The organism is Kribbella sp. NPDC048837 (assembly GCF_055586945.1).
In genome coordinates, this window is the sequence record NZ_JBVJHF010000017.1 from 15,258 (window position 1) to 30,592 (window position 15,335).

At 65.8% G+C, this 15,335-nt stretch carries 13 protein-coding genes; 3 read left to right on the forward strand and 10 right to left on the reverse strand.

The features are described from left to right. Positions 1-134: 134 nt before the first annotated feature. The 9 genes from ACZ6O0_RS42845 to ACZ6O0_RS42885 form a co-directional block, all read right to left on the reverse strand. On the reverse strand, positions 135-830 hold the full coding sequence (locus ACZ6O0_RS42845) for a helix-turn-helix domain-containing protein (protein ID WP_465770862.1): 696 nt from the start codon (positions 828-830) through the stop codon (positions 135-137). A gap of 6 nt (positions 831-836) precedes the next feature. Further along, positions 837-1,514, reverse strand: a complete 678-nt coding sequence (locus ACZ6O0_RS42850; RefSeq protein WP_465770863.1) for a GntR family transcriptional regulator — start codon at positions 1,512-1,514, stop codon at positions 837-839. Between the two features lie 243 nt (positions 1,515-1,757). Next, positions 1,758-2,213 (reverse strand): RbsD/FucU family protein, encoded by a 456-nt coding sequence (locus ACZ6O0_RS42855; RefSeq protein WP_465770864.1) that lies wholly within the window; start codon positions 2,211-2,213, stop codon positions 1,758-1,760. A gap of 19 nt (positions 2,214-2,232) precedes the next feature. After that, on the reverse strand, positions 2,233-3,291 hold the full coding sequence (locus ACZ6O0_RS42860; RefSeq protein ID WP_465770865.1) for an aldo/keto reductase: 1,059 nt from the start codon (positions 3,289-3,291) through the stop codon (positions 2,233-2,235). After that, positions 3,288-5,414, reverse strand: coding sequence for a hypothetical protein (locus ACZ6O0_RS42865; protein WP_465770866.1), 2,127 nt, complete (start codon positions 5,412-5,414; stop codon positions 3,288-3,290). The genes ACZ6O0_RS42860 and ACZ6O0_RS42865 overlap by 4 nt, the downstream gene beginning before the upstream one ends. Then, on the reverse strand, positions 5,411-6,310 hold the full coding sequence (locus ACZ6O0_RS42870; protein WP_465770867.1) for a carbohydrate ABC transporter permease: 900 nt from the start codon (positions 6,308-6,310) through the stop codon (positions 5,411-5,413). The genes ACZ6O0_RS42865 and ACZ6O0_RS42870 overlap by 4 nt, the downstream gene beginning before the upstream one ends. A 25-nt stretch (positions 6,311-6,335) precedes the next feature. Beyond that, complete coding sequence (locus ACZ6O0_RS42875; RefSeq protein WP_465770868.1) at positions 6,336-7,262, reverse strand: carbohydrate ABC transporter permease; 927 nt, start codon at positions 7,260-7,262, stop codon at positions 6,336-6,338. 13 nt (positions 7,263-7,275) lie between these two features. Then, positions 7,276-8,685 carry an ABC transporter substrate-binding protein gene (locus ACZ6O0_RS42880; RefSeq protein ID WP_465770869.1) on the reverse strand — a complete coding sequence of 470 codons (1,410 nt, stop codon included), beginning with the start codon at positions 8,683-8,685 and terminating at the stop codon, positions 7,276-7,278. Between the two features lie 86 nt (positions 8,686-8,771). Further along, positions 8,772-10,364 carry an alpha-L-fucosidase gene (locus tag ACZ6O0_RS42885; RefSeq protein ID WP_465770870.1) on the reverse strand — a complete coding sequence of 531 codons (1,593 nt, stop codon included), beginning with the start codon at positions 10,362-10,364 and terminating at the stop codon, positions 8,772-8,774. Positions 10,365-10,578: 214 nt separating this feature from the next. Here ACZ6O0_RS42885 and ACZ6O0_RS42890 point away from each other — a divergent pair, with 214 nt between their 5' ends. Then, complete coding sequence (locus ACZ6O0_RS42890; RefSeq protein WP_465770871.1) at positions 10,579-11,580, forward strand: LacI family DNA-binding transcriptional regulator; 1,002 nt, start codon at positions 10,579-10,581, stop codon at positions 11,578-11,580. 967 nt (positions 11,581-12,547) lie between these two features. Here ACZ6O0_RS42890 and ACZ6O0_RS42895 read toward each other — a convergent pair. Beyond that, entirely contained in the window at positions 12,548-13,357 is an 810-nt protein-coding gene (locus ACZ6O0_RS42895) for an IclR family transcriptional regulator (protein WP_465770872.1), read from the reverse strand. A gap of 166 nt (positions 13,358-13,523) precedes the next feature. On the opposite strand from ACZ6O0_RS42895, the gene ACZ6O0_RS42900 reads away from it, so the two are divergent. Together ACZ6O0_RS42900 and dhaK are read left to right on the forward strand one after the other, a co-directional pair. Next, positions 13,524-14,288 (forward strand): MIP/aquaporin family protein, encoded by a 765-nt coding sequence (locus ACZ6O0_RS42900; RefSeq protein WP_465770873.1) that lies wholly within the window; start codon positions 13,524-13,526, stop codon positions 14,286-14,288. Positions 14,289-14,331: 43 nt separating this feature from the next. Beyond that, entirely contained in the window at positions 14,332-15,333 is a 1,002-nt protein-coding gene (gene dhaK / locus ACZ6O0_RS42905; protein WP_465770874.1) for a dihydroxyacetone kinase subunit DhaK, read from the forward strand. The last annotated feature ends 2 nt before the right edge of the window (positions 15,334-15,335 follow it).

The following is a 15,335-nucleotide window of genomic DNA, read 5'->3' on the forward strand; positions in this document are numbered from 1 at the left end:
GCGAGCATCGTCTGAGGGAGTCCGGGACGGCAGAGGCGTAGGTCCCTCAAGCCCGGTCCGGCGGACTCTTCAGCCGGGCGGTGGTCCCCGACGGCCGCCAAAGTCAAACTGCAACTCCAGCGCGTCCACGACGCTCAAAGCAGTAGATGTCTTGGGTGATGGAGACTTTGGCTTGGCCTAGTTGGTCGGTGATCTGGCGGGCGGTGTGGCCGGCTTGGTCGAGGGCGGTGGCGGTGGTTTTGCGGAGGGCGTGGGATGTGGATCCAGGCGAGTTTGTCGGATCCGGCTGGCTGGGTGGCGTCGTGGACTTGGGCGAGTACGGCGTAGTGGTTCGCGAGTCGGATGCCGTAGGTCGTGACGAGGGTGGCGATGAGCTGTTGGTCGACCTTGATGCGACCGGTTTCCATGAGCTCGACTCTCGTTTGGGGCCAGCTGAGGTGGTCCGCTACCCGTTTGCGCGTCGTGCCGGTTTGGCGGCGGAGGCGCGGAGGCTCGACGCGGATGGCGGAGGCGTGGCGGGTGCGGAGTGTGGCGAGGGCCCAGTCGGGGAGGTGGAGGAGGCGTTGGCGGTGCGACGTCAGGTAACCACAAGCTGACTGTTCGGGCTGCCGACGGGCTGGGCGGGTACAGACCGCCGACCAAGCCCCGCCGCGCCCCAACGGCTCGAGCGGCCTGCACAACACCGTGGTTATGGTCCAGTGAACTTCAACCGTGCTGAGGTCCCAGGTCGATGACCGCCCGGTGCACTCCGCGCCGCCGTCATCGCGTTCTTCGTGGCGCCCTGGAACGCCGCGCCGGTGAGAATCTAACGGGCACGATCGATGGTGCATGCGCGCTCAGGCTCCGACCTCGGCTCGCCGTTGTGCGGCCCTGAGGTCGGACAGGAGGGTGTCGCGGCAGCTGTTGAGGTCGGTGAGCAGCGCGGTCACGGCCTCGTCCGGATTGCCGCCGCGGATGGCATCGAGGATCGCAGCGTGGCGGTCGGTCAGGGCCATGAGGTCGACGCCGGCGTGGGCGCGAACCTGTGCGATGCACAGTTGCGTCTCGCCCATGACGGTTTCGTGCATGCGGCGCAGGCGTTTGCTGCCGGTGGCGGCGACCAACGCGCGGTGCAGGGAGATGTCGGCCTCGGTGTGCTCGCCGTGCTGGTTGCGGTCGGCCGCCATTCGCATCAGAACCAACGAGCGGTCCGCGTCACCGGGCACTTCGCCGCGGCGCGCGAGCGTCACCACTGCCCGGGACTCGATCGGCTCCCTGGCGAAGTAGAGGTCACTGACATCATCGGCCGATAGCTGTGGCACTACGGCGGTACGGCGGGGGCCGCGGCGGAGAAGTCCTTCGTTCGTGAGTCGATCCAGTGCGGCCTTGGCGGTGGGCCGGGCGACAGTGAAACGATTTGCGACCCAGATCTCCGAGAGCTTTTCACCCGGTGGGATCTCACTGGTGATGATCTGCTTGCGCAGCGCTGTGGTCAGCGAGTCGGTCAGCGAGGTGTTCTCGAGTTCGACACTCACTCCTACCGCCTCCTTGAGTCTGTGCACCCGACTCGGGTCTCGGTCGGTATGCGCATCATAATTGACTGGTAGTCAACCTGACTGGCAGGTGTGCTGATATCTCGCCCAGTTCGTTGCGGATTCGCGGTGCCGGGACAGGGCCAGCTGTGCCTGACAGACAGGCATCGACGTTCTTCTGCTCCCTGATCGTGTCGGCGTGACGGCGCCGCCGGTGCGGGTCAGGAGGCTCGTCCCGAAGTCGTTCTATCGGCGGCCGATCGCCGCAGGCGGCTGTCCGTTGCCGCGGGAGCGAAGCCCGATGGTCAGGAGAAGGTTCGCGTACAAACGCTCTTCACCGGTGGCGATCACAAGACCGACATCGGGGGAGCGGACGATGTCGTAGAAGTCGAATCGGTCGACCTGCTCCATCGGCAGGTCGTTCCCGAGCAGTTTGCGGTACTCCTCCTGCACGGATGCGTCGACTCCGTCAGCGGGGCGCATCACGACGGCGCTCTCGAAGTTCACCGCGGTCTGGATCAGCGGTAGTACGTCGGTCACCGTGAGCAGGCCGGGTGCGAGATTGAGATGCACGAGGCGGGCCGCCGGGTTGATCATCGTCAGGTAGGGATAGTTCCCGTCTGCGAGAAGGATGCGTGAACCGTGCCCGGCAACCGCCAGAGCTTCGAGCAGTGGCGGGTGGATGAGTTCGTGGTTGAGCATGATGACCTTCTCTTCCTGATCAGCGGTCGTCCTGGGCGCGGGGGGATCCGTAGCCGTTCCAGCCCGGGATCGTGCCGTCGACGTCCCAGAGGTCCAGCCACGACTCCGATCCCTCCCAGAGGAACACCTGTCCCTTGATGAGGCGGTTGTTGCGTTCGACTCCGCGCATGTCCTCGATCTCGGCAGGCGTCAGCGGGTCGGACAGGACGGCGGCGATGTTCGCGGCGTACTGCTCCGGCTTGACAGAGAACGGGATTGGGATCTGACCGCGCGCGACAGCCCACTTCAGGCAGACGAGGGCCGGATGTACTCCGTGGTTGCGTGCGATCCGCCGGACGATGGGGTGATCCACGTCGACCAGATCGTCTTCGCTGCGGTCGCGCTCCGGACGTGAGGGCGAGCCCAAGGGGGAGTAGCCGATCGGTTGGACGCCGTGGTCCACGGCGTACCGGAACAACTCCGGCTGCTGGAAGCACGGGTGCAGCTCCATCTCGATGAGAGCGGGAGCGATTCGAGCGTCCCGGAGGATGAGTGCGAGTTTCGGGATCGTCACGTTCGACGTGCCCAGGTGACGCACCAGGCCTGCGTCGACGAGGTTCTCGAGAGCGTGCCACGTCTCCATGTACCGCTCGTGCACGTACGGCGTGGCCCGCGGGTCACGCATCTCGGCCGCCGCGTGTGGCGGGTGATGGTTGGGGAACGGCCAGTGCACGAACACGGCGTCGAGGTACTCCAGTCGAAGCCGTCGCACGGACTCGTGGACAGAGCCCACTGCATCTGCGGGGGCGTGCGCATCGTTCCAGACCTTCGACATGACGAAGAGGTCCTCGCGACGTACGACTTCCGCGATGGCGATCTCCAGCACGACGCCGATCTCCGACTCGTTGCCGTAGACGGCAGCGCAGTCGATCAGGCGGTAGCCGCTGCGGATCGCCCCCGCCACCGCGGTGGCAATCTCGTCCGCGGAATAGCGGTCGGAGCCGAAGGTGCCCATTCCGATCGGGGGGATGGGTGCTCCGGACGCGAGCACCCGCGAAGGCAGCAGACCGGGATCAACCTCGGTCGGCACGAACGTCATAGCGTGACTTCTCCCAGTAGAAGGTTGTCCCCGAAAGCGCGCGCAAGGTGTACGTCGCGGCGCACGTCGTCGAGGTAGAACGGGTAGCCGAAGATTCGGTCGACGCGTGCCATCTGGTACGGCCGATAGTGCTGGCTCCAGAAGAAACCGAGGGCTGTCCAGTGTTCGACTGCCTCGTCGAGCAGTTCGGCCGACCGAACGGCGCGCTCCGGCTCGCAGCGCTCCTCGGCCCGGGCGAGTTCCAGGGCTGCCTCGATCTTCGCCGCGTAGTACCTGCCCAGTGCGGCCGTGGCCCGGAGGTCGAGGATCGCGCAGGTGGCGAGCGGTTCTCGCCAGGCCGGGTTGCGGTCCTCCGCCGCCGCTGCGAACTCTTCGGCCGTGCGTGACTCCTCGGTCAGCAGCGCAATCACGTCGAGAGGAGTCTCAGCCGACGTTTCGCCGCGTCGTTCGGCCTTCGCGAACTCGCGGATACCCATCGTCCCGGCACCGGGCATGGGAGAGCTGTCGAGGAAGTCGAGCACGGTCCGGAGCCCGTGGTCGCGAGTCAGGCATCCTTCTGGGTGCCACTGGAAGTCGAGGTCCCGCCAGCACAGTCGATTGACCGCGGGGATGATTCTCGAGGCGTGCCGGAGCCCTTCGTACAGGTTCGAGGCGTCGTCGCCGTAGTCGATTCGTGCCAAGCGTTCGAAGACATCCGAAGCGGTGTCGGGATCGTAGGCGAGCCGGCCCCACAGCTGGAACTGCAGGCGGTGCCGTTCGAAATCCCAGCGCCACGCCTTGTGGCCGTGGTCGACATGCTGGAAGTCACGGCCCCAGAGGTACCCGTCCGCGCCCCAGTAGAAGCCGTGGACGTAGGTCTTCTCGATGATCCCGCGGACGTACTCCCGAACGTATTCCACATCGCCCCAGCGGTGCGTGTGGACATCGTCGTTCCGCACGGTGAAGAGGAGCTGCGTCTCCTCGAGGTCGACCCCGTCCCACGCGTGGAGCAAGTCCTCGAAGGCAGGGCGGGGATGTGAGTAGCAGTGCGCGATCGAGTACTTCCAGCTGATGTAGAAGCGACCCGGGTCGATCCTCGGCTTCGCCAGGGCGATGATGTCGGCGGTGCTTTGCATGTTGGTGCGGTTCAGGAACTTCACCCGCCGCCCGGACCGCTCGATTCCCCGGAGGTAGGTGTCGACCACCCATTGCTCCTTCTCGCTGCCCGTCCCGCTCATGGCTTCGCTACCACTGGTGCCGATGCCGTCGAGTTCGGGATAGGTGATGAGGAGGCGATAGATCATCTCCTCGTAGTAGGCGGACACCTGTGGGGCGCGTTGTCTGGCGCGCGCAGCATCCCAACGATTGATGGTCTCGGCGCCTTCGCTGCTGTTCGCCAAGGCGGCCGGCAGGCCGAGGCCCCGAGCCACCGGTTCGGGCAGATAGATGTTCCAGGTGAACAGATAGATGTCGATACCGCGATCGCGGGCGTGGCCGAACAGCGCGTGGAAGAACCTCTCGTGCTCGGCGATCTCCTCGTCGGTGAAAGGGTTCGCGTCGCGGAACTCGGGAGAGCTCACCATCAGATGGAACGGGTGGAGCGACCACAAGCTCAGGCAGTTGTAGCGATTGCGGGCGAGCTCGTCGAGGTAGTCGCGCCAGAATTCCAGATCGAAACAGGTCTCCAGGTTCTGCTTGAACGGATCGCCGTCGGAGTAGGGCTCGTAAGGCAGGTTGAACTTCACGCCGCGGACCGCGAGGGATGGCGATCTCGTCACGTCGAGTCCGTCATCGGCCCAGCTCTCCGCCCGGACGAGGTCGGCGACCTCGAGGCAGCCGTACAGGAGGCCGCGGGGGTGGGCGGCTGCGATGACGACCCGGCCACCGGCGCCGGCGATGGTGAAGGACTCGTCCGGGTACGCCGGGCCTGGCCGGCCATCGGCGCCGGCAATGAACGCGTCGACCTCGTCGGCCGAGCCGGCTGTTCGTACGACGATCACCGGCGTGAGACGTGGGTCGTTGCGGAGTACCGGCGAAGGACCGACGACGTCGTGGCCGGCTGCCTCGAGAGCCTGCCGGATCTCTGCGAGACCGAAGTCCACCAGGGGCGACCGCACTTCGCTGACGAGATACACGGTGCTCATCGGCCCCCCAGTCCGCTCAGCCGCACGCCTTCGACGAATGTCCGCTGTGCGAGGAAGAAGACGATGAGGATCGGGAGCAGGGAGATGATCCCGACCGCCATCATCAGGTTGTACTGCGTCTCGTACTGGCCCTTGAACAAGCTGAGGCCGAGGGCGAGGGTGAAGTTGTTCTGAGTCCGCAGATAGATGAGCGGTGTGAGGAAGTTGTTCCAGTTGCCGACGAAGCTGAAGATGGCGACGGCCGCGATCGCCGGTTTGGACATCGGCAGGAAGATCGACCAGAGGGTGCGGAGGTGACCGGCGCCGTCGATGCTGGCAGCATCGGTGATCTCCTGCGGGATGGACCGGAAGAACTGGCGCAGCAGGAAGATGAAGAAGGCGTAGCCGAACCAGGCCGGCAGGAACAGCGGCCAGTAGGTGTTCACCATGTTGAGCTTGCTGAACATGATGAACGTCGGCACCAGCGTCACCTCGGCGGGGATCGCCATGGTTGCGACCATGAGGGCGAACAGCGCGCCTCGGGCGCGGGCTCGCAGGCGGGCGAACGCGTACGCGGGGAGCACGCACGACACCAGGTTCCCGATCACCGACAGGCCGGTGATGATGATCGAGTTGATGAGGAACGTGGTGAACGGCAGCGAGGTCCACGCGGTCGGATAGTTGCCGAACTGCGGCGTCGCAGGCAGCAGCTTGGGTGGGTAGGCAAGCACTTCCTGCGCAGTTTTCAGGGAGGTGGTCAGCATCCAGAGGAACGGGATGACGAAGACCGCGGTGCCGGCGATGAGCAGGATGTAGGTGCTGGTCTTCTGGATCCGCGCGGCGGAGGTCTGGCTGGGGGTGTGGGGCCGGCGTTGCACCGGCCGGACCTGGCTGGGCCGCGTCGCTGTCAAGGTCATGGTGGAGCTCCGATCCATGGTCGGGTCACGCGTCGTAGTGCACCCAGCGGCGAGCGAGAACGAACTGCAGGGCGGTCGTAACGCCGATGAGGGCGAACATCGCCCACGACAGGGCGGCCGCGTAGCCCATGTCGAAGTACTCGAACGCCTGACGGTAGATGTAGAGACCCAGCATCAGAGTCGCGTTGTTCGGTCCGCCCTCGGTCATGACCAGGACCAGCGTGTAGGCCTGCAAGCTGGCGATGAGACTCGTGACGACGTTGAAGAAGATGACCGGCGACATCATCGGAACGGTGACGTTCCAGAACCGGTTCCACCATCCGGCGCCGTCGAGGCGGGCAGCTTCGTAGAGCGTGGGGGAGATGCTTTGCAGACCGGCCAGGTAGATCACGATGGTGTTGCCCGCGCCCCACACCGACATGAGGATGAGACCGGGGATCGCCCAGTGCTCGTCCACCAGCCAGCCCGGTCCCTTGATGCCGAGGAACCTCAGGAAGCTGTTGATCAGGCCGGAGTCGGGTTGCAGGATGTTGACCCACAGGATGGCTGTGGCAACGCCGGCCACGACCGAAGGCAGATAGAAGACCGTGCGGAAGAACCCGAGGCCGCGGACCTTCTGGTTGAGCAGGATCGCCAGCAGGAAGCTCGTGACCACACCGAGGCAGACCGATCCCGCGCCGAAGTAGACGGTGTTGACGATCGACTTGTAGAACAAGGGGTCTGCGAACATCTTGCGGTAGTTCGCCAGGCCCGCCCAGCTGGGCGTGGAGAGCAGCGACCAGTGGGCGAAGCTCAACAGGAGTGCGGCAACGACCGGGCCGCCGCCGAACAGGATGAAGCCGACGATCCACGGAGACGCGAAGCCGTAGAAGGCCCGCGCCTCGCGGCGCGCCAGTTTGCTGGTGCGCCGTCGAGTCCGCCTCGTCCTCGTCTCGAGTGCAGCCTGTGCCATGCCGATTCTCGTCTCAGCCTGCGGCGTTCTTCTTCAGGAGCGGCTGGATCGCCGCCGCGATCTTCTTGCACGCGTCCGGGACACCGAGCGACTTTCCCATCACCTGATCCCAGATCGGGGTCGCCGCATTGGTGATCTGCGGCGTCGCCGGACCGAACACGACGCCCTTGCTGGTCGCATAGGTGTTGAGCGCGCGGTAGATGGCGTCGGCGCCTTCCGGCGCTGCCTCCGACTTGAGATAGGCCGGCCAGGCCGACTTCCTCGTCATGTTGCCCTTGCCTGTGCTGGCGAACATGAACACCTGGCCCGAAGTCGAGAGGTACTCGTTGAGGTAGATCCAGGCCGCGTCCTTGTTCCCGCTCTTGGTGGTGATCGAGTAGGCGCTGCCGACAGCGGCCGTGGAGTGGCCCTTCGGGCCGGCCGGCCAGTCCGCGATGCCCCACTCGAAGTTCGCCTGTTCGCGCAGCGACGGGGCTCCCCAGGATCCGTCCACCTTCATGGCGGCCCGGCCGAGGGTGAAGGCGTCGGCCTGCGACAACCCCTGCAACTCCGACGGAGAAGGGAACACGCCCTTCTGCAGATACATGTCCACCCACCACTCCACTGCGGCGATCGACTCGGGCTGGTCCAGCAGGACCTGCGACTCGTCGTCGCTCAGATAGTGGCCACCGAGTGGAGACAGGCGCACCGGGTCCCAGAACGTGTCGGCGGGCGTCACCGGCAGGGACAGGCCGAAGATCTTGGACCCGCCCTGGCCGCTGGTCGTCGCAAGGACCGCGTTGCGCAGGTCGTCGAACTTCCAGCTCGCACTCGGCAGGTCGACGCCCGCCTTCGAGAAAATACTCTTGTTGTAGTAGATCATCACGGGTCCGCAGTCGTACGGCACCGAATACTGCTGACCGTCGCGCTTGTAATACCCGGTGGAGACGTCGGCGAAATCCGAGGGATTGAAGCCGGGCTCAGCGGAGATGTAGTCGTTGAGCGCCAGGAACGCGCCCGAACCGATGAAGTTCTGCGCGAAGCCGAACCCGTTGTACATGACATCCGGCAGGCTGCCGCCCGCGGCCTGGCTCGAGTACTTCTTCAAGTAGTCGGCCGAGCTGTCGCCGGCGTTCTCGGCCACGATCTTGATGTTCGGATGACGCTTCTGGAAGAAGTAGTCGAACTGCTGCTGACGCACGAAGTCCGCCGGCGACCACGAATGCGCCACCGTGATGGTCACCGAGGACTTCGGGTCGGCCACGACCGACTTCCCCCAGTCGAAGCTGTCGTTGAGCTTCTGGGCGCCTGCGGCAGGGTAGAGCTTGGACTCGACCAACGACGTCGTGGTCGGGCTCGACGACGAACACGCTGCGAGGGCGCTCGCCCCGGTGGCCGCGAACGCGGTTGCACCCGCCGCCCGCAAGAACGTGCGCCGGCTCAATCCCGCTCCCGCAGGAATGCTTGGTACTTGCATCATTCCTCCTCAATGACAATGTCGAACGGTGTTCTTGCCGAGCCTGAGGGGCGTCAATTGCTCGCTGTTCCGGATGTGCGGATCTTCAGCTCGGGGCCGCGTACGTCGAGAAGCGCGGTCCGGCCGAGCGCACGGACGGCATAAAGCCGGCCGGGTTCCGCTGGGAATGCAGCATGTACGCCGGTGCCCGCATCGGGGACGAGTTCGGTGGGTGTCCATTCGTCCGGGCGTTCCATGGTGTCCATGCCGGTGATGTCCTGGTACTCCGCTCCGAGCAGCACGGACTCCGAGGACCCGCGGGCCAGAACCGCCACAGTGACCGAGACGGTTGAGCTGAGCTCGTCCCACGAGGCGTCCACCGTGGAGATCCGGGTCGGTTCGGCGGCCGCTTCCACGTCGGTCAGCTTGATGACGACCGGGTTGGGCCATTTCTTGTCGTTGTACAGTCGCTGGGCGTTGACAGCCGAGACCACGAGACCCGCCTCGGTCTGCTCCCAGCGCGGCGTCACGTCGAGCTCCGGCCGGTACTCCATCAGCTGTCCGCTCTGCCCCAGGATCGACACCTCGGTGAGGTCGGTGGCCTTGACCGATCGGAGTACGAACTCCCGCCGTTCGCCCCACTTCCAGCGCTCACCGGTGACGACGACGTACACGGTCCTGGCGTCCTTCGATGCCGTGAACCAGAGCTCGCCCTCGTTCGTGACGACCCAGGGGCGGGTGGCGTAGATCGCCTCCCGGTTGACGAACATCCACAGTCCGAGCTCCTGGAGCCGTGCCTCCTGCTCGACCGGAATCGTTCCGTCCGGCTTCGGGCCGATGTTGAGCAACAGGTTGCCGCCCTTGGCCCGGGTCTCGATCAGGATCTCGATCAAACGGGTCCCGGACTTGTAGGTCTCGTTCGTGGGTTTGTAGGTCCACTGCGTGCCCATGGTGAGGTTGGATTCCCAGGCGCCGTCGATCGGCTGGCCCGGGATGTACTGCTCGGGGGTAGGCAGCGCGCCGCGAGTCACCACGACACCGGGGTCCGTCTCCCACGCATGTTCGCGGAGTCCTTCGGCCTCGCCGTCGAAGAAGACCAGATCAACCGGGCCGAACTCGGTGAGCAGCTCGGTCATCTGGGCCTTCGCCAGCTCCATCAGCCCGGGATTCGCGGCCGGTTGCACGCTCGGAATCGACCGCTGGATCGGCATGCCCTGCTCCCAGAGCCAGGCGAAGTCGTCCGGTGAGAAGTAGACGCCGGCGGCGATGCCGTGCTCCCGGAAGGCATCGAGGATCTCCGCGGTCGTGTCCCGGCCGAACGGGGTGTTGCCCACATGGCGCTCGGTCGTGGCAGTGCGGAACATGCAGAACCCGTTGTGGTGCTTGGTGGTGAAGACGACGTACCGGATCCCCGCGAGGTCGGCGAGCTCGGCCCACTCGGTGGGGTCGAAGCGCCGGGGACGGAAGCGCCGGGGGAGCTCGTGGTAGTACCTCTCGACGAAATCCTGGGATGCGCCGACGAGCGGATGGCTCACGTCCGAGCCGAGCTGCGTATCGACACTCCAGTGGATGAACAACCCCAGCCCGAGGTCGCGGAACCACTCGACGCGATCGGCTTCGTTGCCCTCGGCACTGGCATTCGCCACGGGATTGGACTCGATCAACACCAGAACACTCCTCGTCGAAGCTGTCGTTTGCGACTGCATATTCGACTCACCAGTCAGCTTGTCAGGCAAGTTAGCACGTAACGTTTCGCCCTGTCTACGATCAGATCGCGCGCGATTTGTGCGGAGCGCGGTCGCGTCACGGCCTCACGTGGGGACGACGAGACGATACGATTCGTGTTCCTGGTCGACAGCGTGTGCGGATGAGAGGAGGGCGATGGCCACCTACAAGGACATCCAGCGCGAGACGGGTCTGTCTCTCGCCACAATCTCGAAGTACTTCAACGGCCGAACCGTGCTCGAGTCGAATCGCGTTGCGATCGAGGCAGCCGCCGCCGCGCTCGACTTCCGCCCCAATGCCATGGCACGCGGCCTACGGTCGAGGCGATCGGGAACCATCGGCGTCGTCCTGCCGGCGCTCAACAATGATTTCCATCTGACGATCATCGCCGGGGTCGAGGCTGCGCTCAGATCCGCCGGCATCAACGTCATCGTGGCCGCCAGCCCGTCCGGCCAGGAGGACACGGTGGGACTGCTGCTGAGCCAGATGGTGGACGGCATCATCGCCGTGCCGTCCGCTCACGACATCGAGCCCCTCCGCACGGCAATGCAGCGGGTACCGGTGGTGCTCATCGACTGGGCGGCGGACGAGCTCCATACCGACGGGGTTTTCCTCGACAATGCTGGTGCGGGCGCGATGGCTGCTCGCCTCCTGTTGGATCACGGGCATCGGCGCATCGCCATCGTGACCGGGCATCCCTCGGTCTCCACCATGCGCCTGCGAGCCTCGGGCTTCACCGAGCGGCTCGCGGAGGCCGGCGTTGCCCTGTCCCCGGAGTACGAGGCGCGCGGTCCGCTGGTCGTCCGTACCGGACACGACTCGATCAGTGGTTTCCTTGCCATGCGCGACCGGCCCACCGCGATCTTCTGCGCCAACTACGAGCTCACGCTCGGAGCCCTGATCGCGATCAACGAGTCGGGCCTTCGGCTGGGACGCGACATCTCACTCGTGGGCTTCGACGGCGCGGAGCTCGCTCAGGCTACGGTGCCGCGCCTCACCGTCATCGCCCAGCCCACCCAGGACATCGCGACGAGCGCCGCCGATCTGCTGCGCCGACGCCTCGATGGCTCCGGCCCCCCGCTACCGCGGTCGCCCGTTGTGCGATACCTCCCCGCCCAACTCGTCCCAGGCGGCTCAGTCGAACGAGTAAACGACTGACCACCGATCCCCGGTTCCCCGTGCACCCGCCGGCATCCTGCAGTTCGTACCTAATCGAGAGCGATGACCGCATGTCGGGCAACTAGACGCCGTCAGCGGCTCGTTCGCCGTACGGCCGTCAGGAGAACCGGCGGCCAGCTCGTGGCGAGCAGCTGCATCGGGCAAGGAGCGGGAGCGAAGCTCAGAAGGGTACCTGTCCCCACCATCCGATCTGCAGTGGTGGCCTGGCCATGTCACGCCTCCAACCGGAGAGATGGTTGGCGGCTCAACGCCGGGCGTTCGGCGGGAACCGAGACTCCGGCAGCGATGCGAAGCGATGTGATGTGACGCACAGTCACGATCAGATGGAGGTCGAAGGGATCACCGGAGCGGGGAGACGACGGCTCAACTCGCTCCGCCGAAGAGGCAAAGTGGTCAGTTTGTGGTTTGTTCCAGACACGACGAAGCCCAGGACACCTTCGTGACCTGGGCTGTTGTGCGCCGCCAGGGACTCGAACCCCGAACCCGCTGATTTCCGTCCGAGGTTGATCGTCGTTTGTCGATGATGAGTGAAAACTCTTACTGGCAAGGGATTCGGTGCTGGTGTCGTGCACATTGCTTCTCATCGCTTACCATCCTCTCGCGCTGATTGAGGTGCGTAAAGAGGTGCGTTGTCGGGACGTGCCCGAGACAGCGAGCGAGTTCAGAGGGCGGTAGGTGGTCGCTCCGTGTGCTCCCTTGTGTCGAGGCTCAGATCTCCTGGCATGTCGCTGGCGATCCCGTCCGCGATCGTCTTGGTTGGGATCACCGTTGCGTCAGGTCTCCAGAAGGCCGGCGAGATGGGAGCTTGAGAAACGCTGCCCTTCGGTCATGGCCTTGAAGCAGCCGACCGTTCCCGAATCGCGGATCGCGCGTGTCCGAGGGGGCAACCCTCCGGCTCAGGGGGCAACCCCGAGGAACGGGGCGGCTCACGTACGGCGTCCTGCCGTCAGGCGGGCCGGGGGCGTCGTCGGCGGGTTCCCATGTCTGACAGTCGCGGTGCTTCACTGTGCGGCAGCCAGGACGTCGCGCCGAGCTCGCGTGACACCGCCCGGGCAGCGGATCGCAGCGACGTCGCCACGGCCGGATCGAGTGGCCACTCTTCGGTCGACGCGACGAGGCCGATCGCGCCGACCGCACCGCCGAACCGATCGCTGAGGATCGCGGCCATACCGCACTCGCCGAGCACCGCCTCCTCGACCTCTTCGGCGATACCGGTGACGCGGATCTGCTCGAACAGGCGCCGGAGCTTCCGAGGGTCGGTCACTGTCTCGCCGGTCATGCCTCGCAGCGGGCCTCGTTCCAGGACGCCGTCTGCCAGCTCGTCGTCGAACGCGAGGATCGCTTTGCCCAGTGCGCAGGCATGGGCGGGGATCACGATCCCGACTTCCGGCATCTGGCGAGACCCGTCAGGTCGTGGTTCGTGATGCACCACGACGACGTCGTCGATGAGCATGACCGCGGTTCGCACGGCCAGGCCGGTACGACGCGCGAGGTCCTCTGCCCAGGGGGCGACCCGCGAGCGCAGCTCGAGGGTGTCCAGGTACACGTTGCCCATGGTCAGTACCGCGGGGCCGAGGCGGTACTGGCCCGAGTCGTGCTCCTGGACGACCATCCGATGGGCGAGCAGGGTCCGGGTGATGCCGTGCACAGTCGACGCCGGCAGGCCCAGCCGCTGCGCAATCTCTCCCAGGCTGAGCCTGTGGTCGCCCTGCAACAGGGCGAGGATCCGCACGGCGCGGTCGACCGACTGGATCACGGGATCACCTCATCCTCGGTGGACTTTCGATCAGGGTCTTGTGCCCTCTGAAAGGCTAGCGTAATCTCCGATCACCATTCGACATTATCGAATGGTATTCCAATCTTACGCGGTGGCTGCGCGGGCAGACCGCAGGGTGACCGTGTGCGCCGTACAGGAGAGCACCATGAGCGAACCGTCTGTCGTCCAGAAACTCGCGTCCGAAGCGGTCGGAACTGCCTTCCTCGTCTTCATCGGCGTGGGCTCGGTCCCCGCCACCCTCATCGTGAACGGTGATGCGCCGTTCACGATGGCCGACCTCGGGATGATCTCGTTGGCGTTCGCGACCATCGTGGTGGCCACCGTCTACGCCCTGGGGCACGTCAGTGGGAACCACATCAACCCCGCGGTCACCCTCGGCCTCGCGGTGACAGGGAAGTTCCCGTGGAGGAACGTGCCGGGCTACCTCGGCGCTCAACTCGGCGGGGCAGTCATCGGTGCCGCCGCCATCATCGCGGTGCTCGGGAAGAAGGCGAGCGACGTCGGCCTGGGCGTCGCCTCGTACGGCCCGACGGTCAGTGTGCCGCAGGCGATCGCGGCCGAGTTCATCGGGACCTTCATCCTCGTGTTCACCGTCTTCGGCGTGATCCATCGCAAGGCACCAGCGGGATTCGCGGGGCTGGCCATCGGCCTGGCGGTCTTCGCCGCAATCATCCCGGTGGCGCCCACCACGGGTGCCTCCATCAACCCGGCCCGCACGTTCGGTCCGATGCTGGTGCAGCAGATCGCCGGCGGCACCGTGAAGTGGGAACAGCTGCCCGTCTACGTGTTCGCGGAGTGCCTTGCCGGCGTCGTAGCCGCGCTGGCCTACACCGCCCTCGTCAGGACAACTCGCGGGACCGAGGACGCGGAGGCTGTCGTCCCCGAGCAGGCATCCGTCACCGGCGTGTGACCACCACCATCCACAAGACCTCGCAGTCGAAGGAGCCGCTGCCATGAAGAAGCTCATCAACGCGCCTGCCGACGTCGTCACCGAGTCCCTGCTGGGGCTCGAGGCGGCCCATCCAGAACTTCGCGTCGACCATGACAACAAAGTCGTGTTCCGCGGCGACTCCCCGCGTCCGGGGAAGGTCGGGCTGGTCTCGGGCGGCGGCTCGGGCCACGAACCGCTGCACGGCGGATTCGTCGGCCCGGGCATGCTGGACGCGGCCTGCTGCGGCGAGGTCTTCACCTCCCCGGTGCCGGACCAGATACTTGCCGCCACCAACGGCGTAGACGGCGGCGCCGGAGTACTGCACATCGTGAAGAACTACACCGGCGATGTGATGAACTTCGAAATGGCCGCCGAGCTCGCTGCCGCGGAGGGCGGCGTCGAGGTCGTCGCGGTGGTGACCGATGACGACGTCGCCGTACAGGACAGCCTCTACACCGTCGGACGGCGGGGAGTCGGCGTCACAGTCCTGGTCGAGAAGCTGGCCGGCGCGGCAGCCGAGCAGGGCCGGCCGATCGCAGAGGTGGCCGATGTCGCTCGCAAGGTGAACTTCTCCGGCCGCAGCATGGGCATGGCCCTGACCTCCTGCACCGTTCCCGCCGCCGGCAAGCCGACGTTCGACCTGCCGGACGACCAGATGGAGCTGGGGATCGGCATCCACGGCGAGCCCGGGCGCAAGCGGGTACCGCTCGCGCCCGCCACGGAGATCGCCCAGATGCTCGTCGAGCCGATCCTGGACGACTTCGAGTTCGCAGGCGACGACGGCGTACTCGCGTTCGTCAACGGGATGGGCGGCACCCCGCTCATCGAGCTCTACCTGATGTACAACGAGGTGAACCGGCTGCTGTCCAAGGCGGGAGTGACCGTGGCACGCTCGCTCGTCGGGAACTACATCACCAGCCTGGACATGGCGGGGTGCTCGGTCACCCTGCTGAGACTCGACGACGATCTTCTGCGGCTGTGGGACGCGCCAGTGAAGACACCGGCCCTGCGGTGGGGGGCCTGAGC